This is a genomic window from Fructobacillus evanidus (genome assembly GCF_963580165.1).
Taxonomy (GTDB): Bacteria; Bacillota; Bacilli; order Lactobacillales; family Lactobacillaceae; genus Fructobacillus; species Fructobacillus evanidus.
The window spans coordinates 1-907 of record NZ_CAUZLM010000026.1 but is presented as its reverse complement, the minus strand read 5'-3'; the positions used below and the strand labels follow the sequence as shown (position 1 = coordinate 907).

Genomic DNA, 907 nt, shown 5'->3' with positions numbered 1-907 from the left:
ATTCCTTTGAGTATCGGGGCGTTTTATTATATGCTAAAATTCTTTTCTTCCTTGAGTGATTATACAGTGGATGCGTGCATAAAATCTGTCCACTTTATTAGCATACGAGCATAAATAAAAAAACCCGGAATTTGTGTAAACAAATTCCAGGTTACATATCAAAAAGAATAAAAACTAATATGTCTTATTTAGTATTCTTATTCTTTTTACCTTTAATACTAAAGAAAAACAGAGAAGAAATAGACGTTAATAACGAATTAATTATTAATTTCCAATAGTGAGAATGACTATTATCTCTATCAATGGCAGTGTCAGGTAACTTATTATTCATTTGAGATAAAACATCCTTATCGTTATTAGAGTCTCCCATTCTCCCAATTACGTTAGTATTAGGGACAACAGTGATATAACCTGTAGCCCAGGTCATATCTCCAAATGTACCATAGTTGTTAGAATTCAGTAATTCTAATAGTTGACTACGAGTAGCATTAGTTTTATATAAATCTCCCCACATGTACACGATCTTATATACGCCTGGCTCATTAACATTACCGCTTACAATGTACTCCACCACATTATTTAAAATAGTATTTGAAAATGTTCCAAACATAGTTCTGTCAACAAAATGAATATTCGAAACATCAATATACATATTTTGATCATTCAATAAGGAAGTAAAATTATCATTAGCTTTCCAACTTCCAGCGTTAATAGTCGCATCATGGGCAACAATTATCGGATTATGCAAATTATTTCCAATTAGGTTATTACCATAATTATGATTTCCAATATTATTGTTTCCATGGTTATCATTTCCACTGTTGTTTGATCCGGCATTGCTGTTTCCAGTGTTGTTATCACCATGGTTATTGTTTCCATGGTTATCATTTCCACTGTTGTTTGATCC

General features: G+C 31.5%; 1 pseudogene. It reads right to left on the bottom strand.

Annotated features, from left to right (window positions below):
- Positions 1-184: 184 nt before the first annotated feature.
- A pseudogene (locus AABI08_RS08395) lies at positions 185-907 on the bottom strand (hypothetical protein); the annotation flags it as partial.